This window comes from Sphingomonas sp. CCH9-F2, from assembly GCF_001556735.1.
Taxonomy (GTDB): Bacteria; Pseudomonadota; Alphaproteobacteria; order Sphingomonadales; family Sphingomonadaceae; genus Sphingomonas; species Sphingomonas ginsenosidimutans.
Genome location: NZ_LSJO01000226.1, coordinates 1 through 8,431 on the forward strand (window position 1 = coordinate 1; position 8,431 = coordinate 8,431).

Sequence of the window (8,431 nt, forward strand, 5' to 3'; positions counted from 1 at the left end):
ACGGGGTCCCTTTTGGACGCCGATAGGGGGTCCTTTTTGGACGCCGATTGACAGGCTGTCGGCCGCTACCGCATCCTCGCCTACCACTGTAACGCCATTCTGGGCCAGATCGAGTGGTGGAACGATCAGGTCGCGAAGGAACGCCGTGCCGCACGGCGGGACCTCGCTGCTGTACTGAAAGCCCGCCGAAGCAAAAAATAAGGGGACGCACCGACGCCTGTATTTGGGCAGCGGCAGATGAATGGGCCGCTGAGACGACGGGGAGCTGAGGGGCGGGGGCTCCTCCGCTCACGACCAGACTTCGGCGGCCGCTGCGCGTATCCGCAACGGCCGCCGAAGCCAGGGTTCAGGGAGCGAGGAAGCGACGTTCGATCCGGGCGATCGGGTCGTCACTGTCATCCGGGTAAATCGAAATCCCGTCGTCGATCGGAATGGGGTCGGTGATGAGGTCGATCTCAAAGGGACGCCCGTCCCCGAGGGTCAGCGTTGTAACGCCACACTCGGTCACAGCATGGAGGACCACGGCCGTGCCGGCTCCCAACAGGCTGCTGGCGACCTCGATAACCTCGCCGCCGGGTTCAGCGAAGGCGATATAGACGCTCAGGCGATTACGATGGTCTACGGTCATTTGCCCTTCCTCGCGTTCGCCTTCACCCGGCCGACGATCTCGGTGACGATATCCGCCCAGGAGATCGTGCCAGTTGCAGTACGCAGTCGGGTCCAATCGACGGAGTCGAACCGGAGCCGATCGAGGCTGCGTTTCAGCGCCTGAAGGTTCGCGCCTTCTCCGTAGCGGCCGCCAACCGTCGCGGGGACATGGCCGCACAACTGATCGAGCACGCGCTCCTGCACATCGGCGCCGCGCCCCTCGTCCTTGAAGCGGTGGCGCAGCGAGTGGAAGACCAGCCGCGCATCTGTACTGACGACGGCATTGATGTAGCGGTTGAGCCGGCGGCTGGCTTCCTTGGTCAGTTTACCGAAGGTGCTGGGGCGGAGATCGGGAAAGAGTAGCTCGCTCCCGACGTCCTTCAGCGCGCTCACGTAGCGCTCGAAGCCGAGCGTCAGGACATGCTCGTGGATCGGGATGATCCGCCGCGAGCCCGTCGTCTTCACGCTTTTCTCGGGCAGGTTCGGATCGGCCTCGGCATCCATCAGATCGTCGATGTCGATGTAGAGGATGCCACCATCGGCCTTCACGTCCTGGACGCGCGCCTGTCCGACTTCCTCGAGCCGGGCACCGGAAGTTAGCCCGAGCAGGAACAGCCAGTAGAGCGTCACGTCGCTGACGTCGGTGCGCCGGTCGAGCAGGCGATCCGGCCGCACGAACAGGTCGGACGCGAACAGCTGTGCCAGTTCGCCGGGCATGAAGCTGCGGCGACCCCGCGCCACCCGGCTGAAGCCGGTGATCTTCACCCCGGTGCCGGCATTCTGTGAAATCCAGCGCTGCTGATGCGCGAAGCTGAGCAGCGCCTGGATCGATCCGACCCGCTTCTTCAACGTCGGCGGACTGACGCGCGGCGTGCCGCTATGCGCATGGCGCGCCAGGCGCTCGTTGAAGGGCAGGGCGCGGTCCGCGCGCGGCATGGTCGCGGGCAGATTCTTTGCCTCGTCGCGATAATCCATCAGCATGTCGGAGGTGAAGGATTCGACCGGGATGTCGCCGAGATAGTCGATCAGATCTTCGGTCGCGCGCTCCACCTCGACATAGGACTGAGGCCGGGGCGCGTTCTCCTTGTTCCACAATTGCAGCAGCTCGCGGAAGCGGAGGTCCGGTCGCAGCCGCGGCTTGACGGCGATGCGGCGGGGTGCAGCGATGTCGGCGCGCAGGCGCTCATTGTCCTCTAGGACGCGGGCGTTCCACGCCTGCATGATAAGGAGGTCGTTGGCCGGGATGCGCTTAATCGCCGGGTCCTGGTCTTCGAACACGTCGGCCAGGACCATGCCGCTGGCTTGGAGCCATTCCGCCGGCGGGTACATACGGACCACGTCAAGCCAACAGTCGCCGGGCACGGGCTCGCCACGCTTCGCAGCCAGTGCTTCCGGACTGTCGTCCATCGGTAGCCCGGCGAGGGGAAAGTCGGTGTTGAAGACGCGGCGCGCGGTGTCCTCCAGCCACCAGACAAGTCCGAGGGTTGGCCAGCGTGACCACCGCTCAGGTGCATGCCGGTTGCGGATGAAGTCGTCGACGATGATCTTGGCTCGCTCGGGCGAGATTTCGTCGGCGACCTTCTGTGCGGCGATCCGCGCCTCGGCGGCCGCCATCTCCTGTTCGAGCTCCGCATGGGCCAGGACGAAGAGGCGCTTGGCCTCCGCCGGATCGCGCGTCTTGAGCGAGCGGCGGACCTGACGCCGGCCCATCTCGCCCCGCAGATGCGGCGGCAGTTCCTTGTAGAGATAGTAGATACCGGTCTGGGGATGTTTCCAGGGTGTGATCATCTGCACCATGCGCTTCTATACCCGTTCGCTATACCTGCGGACGGTGAAGCTGGCGTAAATCCTGGATTTCCGCGCCTCGATGCGAGGATGGTGACCCCTACGGGAATCGAACCCGTGTTTCAGCCGTGAAAGGGCCGCGTCCTAACCGCTAGACGAAGGGGCCGTGAGGCGTGGCGGGTCCCTTGGCGGAAAGGGCGGTGGGGGTCAAGGGGTCAGTTGGCCCAGGCGGCGTCGTCGATGTGCAGTTCCGCCGCCGGGCGCGCGCCCCATTCGTCGAGCCGCGCGCGTCCCGCCAGCCACAGCCGCCGTGATGGGCCGGCGGCCAGCAATGCCTGGCCCAGCGCATTGTCGGCGGCGCGGAATGCCATCGCCTTCAGGCTGCGGCCGTCGTCGCCGGCGACGATCGCGCGGACATGGCCGTTGCCGACCACGTCGACCTTGATCGTGCGCACCGGCCCCACCGCCACGCGCGGCGCGGGCCAGCCGGTGCCGTAGGGGCCGCCGGCCTCCAGCGCATGGACCAGATCGGGGGTCACCCCGCCCGCGGCGACGACCGAATCGACCAGCAGCGCGCGGTTCTCCCGCGCCACCTCCACCGCCGCGCCCAGCCGTGCCTCCAGATCGTCGGCGAAGGCGGGGATGGCGTCGCTGGCGATCGTCAGCCCCGCCGCCATCGCATGGCCGCCGCCCGCGATCAGCAGCCCGCGCTCCTTCGCGGAAAGCACCGCCGCGCCCAGGTCGACGCCGGTGATCGACCGGCCCGATCCCTTGCCGATGCCGTTCTCGTCCAGCGCGATGACGATCGCCGGGCGGCCCAGCCGCTCCTTCAGCCGCCCCGCGACGATCCCGATCACGCCCGGGTGCCAGCCTTCGCCAGCGACGACGCACACCGCGCGGTCGGTACACAGCATCGCCTCCGCGCCTTCCTGCACCATCGCCTCGATCGCGCGGCGTTCGTCGTTGAGGCGATCCAGCTCCGCCGCCAGCGCGCGCGCCTCCGCCGGATCGCGCGTCGTCAGCAGCCGCACGCCCAGGTCCGCGCGCCCGACGCGTCCGCCGGCGTTGATGCGCGGCCCGAACGCGAAGCCCAGGTCGCTGGCGGTCGGCGCGCGCGTCAGCCGCGCCGCCTCGCCCAGCGCGGCCAGCCCGATGTTGCGGCGCTGCGCCATCACCTTCAGCCCCTGCGCCACGAAGGCGCGGTTCAGCCCGCGCAGCTGCGCGACATCGGCGACGGTGCCCAGCGCGACCAGATCGAGCAGGTCGAGCAACCGCGGTTCGGCGCGCCCCGCGAAATAGCCGCGCGCGCGCAATTCGCGGATCAGCGCGGCACCCAGCAGGAACGCCACCCCGACCGCCGCCAGATGGCCGTGCGCGGCGCCGTCGCCCTCGTCCTGGCGGTTGGGGTTCACCACCGCATGGGCGCGCGGCAGCTGCGTCGCGCATTGGTGATGATCGACGACGATCACGTCGGCGCGCGCGCCGGCCAGCGCGTCGAACGCCTGCGCCCCGCAATCGACCGTGACGATCAGCGTCGCGCCCTCCGCCGCCAGCCGCTCCAGCGCTGCGGCATTGGGGCCGTATCCCTCGACCAGCCGATCGGGGATATAGACGCGCGCGTCGCGTCCCAGCTCGCGCAGCAACAGCACCAGCAGCGCCGATGACGTCGCGCCATCGACATCGTAATCGCCGAAGATCGCGACCGCCTCGTCGCGTTCCACCGCATCGGCCAGTCGCGCGGCAGCCACGTCCATGTCGCGGAAGATCGACGGATCGGGCATGAACCCCCGAATCGATGGCGCCTTGTGCGCCTCCAGCGCCTCGCGCGGGCACCCGCGCGCCAGCAGCAATTGCGTGAGCAGGTCGTCGGGCATCAACCCGTCGCGCTGGTCCGTCGCCAGCGCGCGCCAGTGCCAGGGTTGGCCGAGGATCGACCGGTCGATGTCCAGAACGCGCCGCATCGCCGGTGCCATACAGGGACGGGGCGGCTTCGTCACTGTCGATGGAAAATGCGGATGTGATGTTGTAACATTTGTGTGCCTGGCCTATCTGCCGGTTTGCCATGGCACAGCAATCCTCCTCCGACGCAGGCGCGCACCGGCTCGATCGCTGGGCGATCTGGCTGTCGGCGGCGTGCGTCGTCCATTGCCTGGCGACGACGGTGGCGCTGGCGCTGCTGTCCACCGCCGGCGGCCTGCTGGGCAGCCCGCTGATCCACGAAGCGGGGCTGGTGATGGCGCTGGCGCTGGGCATGTTCGCGTTCGGGCGCGGCGCGGTGCGGCATCGCCGGCCGCTGCCGATCGTGTTGGGCGCGACCGGGCTGGCGCTGATGGCCTCGGCGCTGGTGGTGGCGCATGGCGCGCACCATCTGGCCGAAACCGCGCTGACGGTCGCCGGGGTCGCGGTGCTGGCGCTGGGCCATGCGCTCAACCGGCACAGCCACGCGCGCGCTGTCGATCGCTGAGCTTGCCGGGGCGCCGTGCGGTGCCTATCTCATCGCGCATGGGGCACGGGCATCACGAACCGGAGGGAGACGCGCTGATGGGCGCGGCGCAGGCTGCGCTGGAGGGCGCGGGCGAGCAATGGACCGTGATGCGCGCCGGCGTGTTCGCGGCGCTGTCGGGCTTCGTCAAGCCGGCGTCTGCCTATGACATTGCGGAGGCGGTGTCGCGCGCGGAGGGGCGACGGATCGCCGCCAACAGCATCTATCGCATCCTCGACCTGTTCGTCGCGGCCAATCTGGCGCAGCGGGTGGAAAGCGCCAACGCCTATGTCGTCAACGCGCACCCCGGCTGCCGGCACGACTGCATCTTCCTGGTGTGCGATGCGTGCGGGAAGACCACGCACCTCGACGACGACCGGCTGACCAGCGACCTGCGGAAGACCGCGCTGACCGCCGGCTTCACGCCCGAACGCCCGGTGGTGGAGGTGCGCGGCCGCTGCGCCGCCTGCGCGGGATAGGCCATCGATCGTCGGCGGGTCGACGCGCATCGACGTGAGGCAAGCGCCGCTTCGCGCAGCGCGATCTCCGCGCCGATCTTCCTTGCGCCGCCGCCGCTCGCGTCGACGCGCCTACAGCGCCTTCCCCATCCGCGCGCCCGGCACCGGCACGTCGCCGCGCGCCATGTCCGCCACACGTTCGATCACGCGATAGCCGCACGCGGCGTACAGCGGCTCGCCCGCCAGCGTCGCCATCATTTCCACCCGCGCGAACCCCGCGTCGCGCGCCGCCGTCTCGCACAGCGACAGGATCAGTCGTCCGACGCCGCGGCGCGTGAATGCCGGGTCGGTGTACATCGCGCGGATTCGCGCCGCCTCGGTGGCGGGGTCCAGCCGCCGCGCGTCGCGCAGGTCCCCAGAATGGTTGCCGCCGTACAAGGTCGCGCGAAAGCTCCACCCGCCGCATCCCGCCAGCTGTCCGTCGGCGGCGTGCACCACGAAATAGCTGCCGTCGTCGATCAACTGCGTGTCCAGCCCCATCGCCGCGCGGCTTGCCACGATCGCCGCCGGGGACAGGTGGTCCCGCTGCAATTCGGTGATCGCGCGGTCCATCACCGCGGCGATCGCGGGGATATCGTCGGGGGTGGCAAGCCGGTGGGAAAGCATGGCCGCTGCCTCGCCCGGCGGCGTCTGCGCGGTCAACCGTAAAAAGCGGCAATCGACATGCTGATATCGCTCAGCTATTCCGGTCGGATGGCCAATGCCCCCGAAACACCCCTGCTCGACACCGTCGCTACGCCGTCCGATCTCCGCACGTTGCGCCCCGAACAGCTGCGCCAGCTGGCCGATGAACTGCGGCAGGAAACGATCGCCGCCGTCGGCGTGACCGGCGGCCACCTCGGCTCCGGGCTGGGCGTGGTCGAGCTGACCGTCGCGATCCATTATGTGTTCGACACCCCGCGCGACCGGCTGATCTGGGACGTCGGGCACCAATGCTACCCGCACAAGATCCTGACCGGGCGGCGCGACCGTATCCGCACGCTGCGGCAGGGCGGGGGGCTTTCGGGCTTCACCAAGCGGAGCGAGAGCGAATACGACCCGTTCGGCGCGGCGCACAGCTCGACGTCGATCTCGGCCGCGCTTGGCTTCGCCACCGCCAACAAGCTGACCGGCGCGCCGGGCAAGGCGATCGCGGTGATCGGCGACGGCGCGATGTCCGCTGGCATGGCCTATGAGGCGATGAACAATGCCGAGGCGGCGGGCAATCGCCTGGTCGTCATCCTCAACGACAATGACATGTCGATCGCGCCGCCGGTCGGCGGGCTGTCGGCCTATCTCTCGCGGATCGTGTCCAGCCGCGAATTCCTGGGCGTGCGCGAGCTGATGAAGAAGTTCGCGCGCCGCCTGCCGCGCCCGTTCCATGCCGCCGCGCGCAAGACCGACGAATATGCCCGCGGCATGACGATGGGCGGTACGCTGTTCGAGGAACTGGGCTTCTACTATGTCGGGCCGATCGACGGGCACAATCTCGAGCATCTGATCCCGGTGCTGGAAAATGTGCGCGATGCGGAGGAAGGCCCGATCCTGATCCATGTCGTGACGAAGAAGGGCAAGGGCTACGCCCCGGCGGAAAACGCCGCCGACAAATATCACGGCGTACAGAAGTTCGACGTCATCACCGGCACCCAGGCGAAGGCGCCGCCGGGGCCGCCGGCCTATCAGAACGTGTTCGGCGATGCGCTGGCGCGCGCGGCGGATGCCGATCCGCGGATCTGCGCGATCACCGCGGCGATGCCGTCGGGCACCGGGCTCGACCGCTTCGCCGCCGCGCATCCCGACCGTTTCTTCGACGTCGGCATCGCCGAACAGCATGCGGTCACTTTCGCCGCCGGGCTGGCGGCGCAGGGGATGCGGCCGTTCTGCGCGATCTATTCGACCTTCCTGCAACGCGCCTACGACCAGGTGGTCCACGACGTCGCTATCCAGAACCTGCCGGTGCGTTTCGCGATCGACCGCGCCGGGCTGGTCGGCGCGGACGGCGCGACCCATGCGGGCAGCTTCGACGTCACCTATCTGGCGACGCTGCCCAATTTCGTCGTGATGGCGCCGGCGGACGAGGCGGAGCTGGTCCATATGGTCCACACCTGCGCCGAATATGACGACGGCCCGATCGCGGTGCGCTATCCGCGCGGCGGCGGCACCGGCGTCGCGCTGCCCGCGGTGCCGGAGCGGCTGGAGATCGGCAAGGGCCGCATCGTGCGCGAGGGCAAGTCGGTCGCGATCCTGTCGCTCGGCACGCGTCTGGGCGAGGCGCTGAAGGCGGCCGAGGTGCTGGAGGCGCGCGGGCTGTCGACCACCGTCGCGGACCTGCGCTTCGCCAAGCCGCTGGACGAGGCGCTGATCCGCCGCCTGCTGACCAGCCACGAAGTCGCGGTGACGATTGAGGAGAATGCGGTCGGCGGCCTCGGCGCGCATGTGCTGACGATGGCGTCGGACGCCGGGCTGACCGATGCCGGCCTCAAGATCCGCACGCTGCGCCTGCCCGATCGCTTCCAGGACCAGGACAAGCCCGAGGTGCAATATGCCGAGGCGGGGCTGGATGCCGACGCGATCGTCGCCACCGTCCTGTCGGCGCTGCGCTACAACGAAGCGGGCGTGATCGCGCGCGCGTGACCGGCTGGGAGAAGGTCGGCGCGCTCACCGCGCTCTACGCGGTGGGGATGCTGTGGGCCAATTATGCGATGCTGCGCCGGGTGAAGGGCGCGGTGGCCGAGCGTGCGGCGTGGACTGCGGCCGATTTCGACGCGGTGTTCGCCGGCGCCGACCCGCGCGTCGCCCCGGCGGTGCGCGCGGCGCTGGCGCCATGGTACGGGGAAGGGGTGGTGCCCCAGCCCGAGGACACGCTCAAACGCTTCCTCAAGATGGCGCGCGGCGACGTGGAGGATGTCGCCAACGCCGCCGCCGCCGCTTTGGCGCTGCCCGACGACTCGCTGGTCCCCGACCTGCCCGACGTGGCGGCGCTGGTGCGCTACCTCGACGGGCGGGTGGGGGCGTCAGG

At 69.4% G+C, this 8,431-nt stretch carries 8 protein-coding genes and 1 tRNA gene; 4 read left to right on the forward strand and 5 right to left on the reverse strand.

The genetic code is table 11. From position 1 onward, the window contains the following. Nucleotides 1-346: 346 nt before the first annotated feature. The 4 genes from AX685_RS06785 to recJ all read right to left on the reverse strand — a co-directional run bounded on the left by AX685_RS06785 (nucleotide 347) and on the right by recJ (nucleotide 4,394). Complete coding sequence (locus AX685_RS06785; protein ID WP_066486803.1) at nucleotides 347-628, reverse strand: hypothetical protein; 282 nt, start codon at nucleotides 626-628, stop codon at nucleotides 347-349. Further along, entirely contained in the window at nucleotides 625-2,445 is a 1,821-nt protein-coding gene (locus AX685_RS06790) for a DUF6538 domain-containing protein (RefSeq protein ID WP_066486804.1), read from the reverse strand. Before AX685_RS06790 ends, AX685_RS06785 begins: the two co-directional genes overlap by 4 nt. Before the next feature lie 79 nt (nucleotides 2,446-2,524). After that, nucleotides 2,525-2,599: transfer RNA gene (locus AX685_RS06795), tRNA-Glu, on the reverse strand. A 49-nt stretch (nucleotides 2,600-2,648) separates the two neighbouring features. Beyond that, on the reverse strand, nucleotides 2,649-4,394 hold the full coding sequence (gene recJ / locus AX685_RS06800; protein WP_066486822.1) for a single-stranded-DNA-specific exonuclease RecJ: 1,746 nt from the start codon (nucleotides 4,392-4,394) through the stop codon (nucleotides 2,649-2,651). A 101-nt stretch (nucleotides 4,395-4,495) separates the two neighbouring features. On the opposite strand from recJ, the gene AX685_RS06805 reads away from it, so the two are divergent. Next, a complete protein-coding gene (locus AX685_RS06805; RefSeq protein ID WP_066486818.1) occupies nucleotides 4,496-4,897 on the forward strand; it encodes a MerC domain-containing protein in 402 nt (133 codons plus the stop codon). 38 nt (nucleotides 4,898-4,935) lie between these two features. After that, nucleotides 4,936-5,394 carry a Fur family transcriptional regulator gene (locus AX685_RS06810; protein ID WP_066486820.1) on the forward strand — a complete coding sequence of 153 codons (459 nt, stop codon included), beginning with the start codon at nucleotides 4,936-4,938 and terminating at the stop codon, nucleotides 5,392-5,394. A 111-nt stretch (nucleotides 5,395-5,505) separates the two neighbouring features. On the opposite strand, the gene AX685_RS06815 is transcribed toward AX685_RS06810, so the two are convergent. Then, on the reverse strand, nucleotides 5,506-6,039 hold the full coding sequence (locus AX685_RS06815) for a GNAT family N-acetyltransferase (protein ID WP_066486824.1): 534 nt from the start codon (nucleotides 6,037-6,039) through the stop codon (nucleotides 5,506-5,508). Between the two features lie 87 nt (nucleotides 6,040-6,126). Between AX685_RS06815 and dxs the strand changes: the two genes are divergently transcribed. Continuing rightward, a complete protein-coding gene (dxs, locus tag AX685_RS06820; RefSeq protein WP_066486827.1) occupies nucleotides 6,127-8,046 on the forward strand; it encodes a 1-deoxy-D-xylulose-5-phosphate synthase in 1,920 nt (639 codons plus the stop codon). Beyond that, nucleotides 8,043-8,431: hypothetical protein (locus tag AX685_RS06825; protein WP_156445711.1), on the forward strand; the 389-nt coding region annotated here is incomplete at its 3' end. The genes dxs and AX685_RS06825, both read left to right, overlap by 4 nt.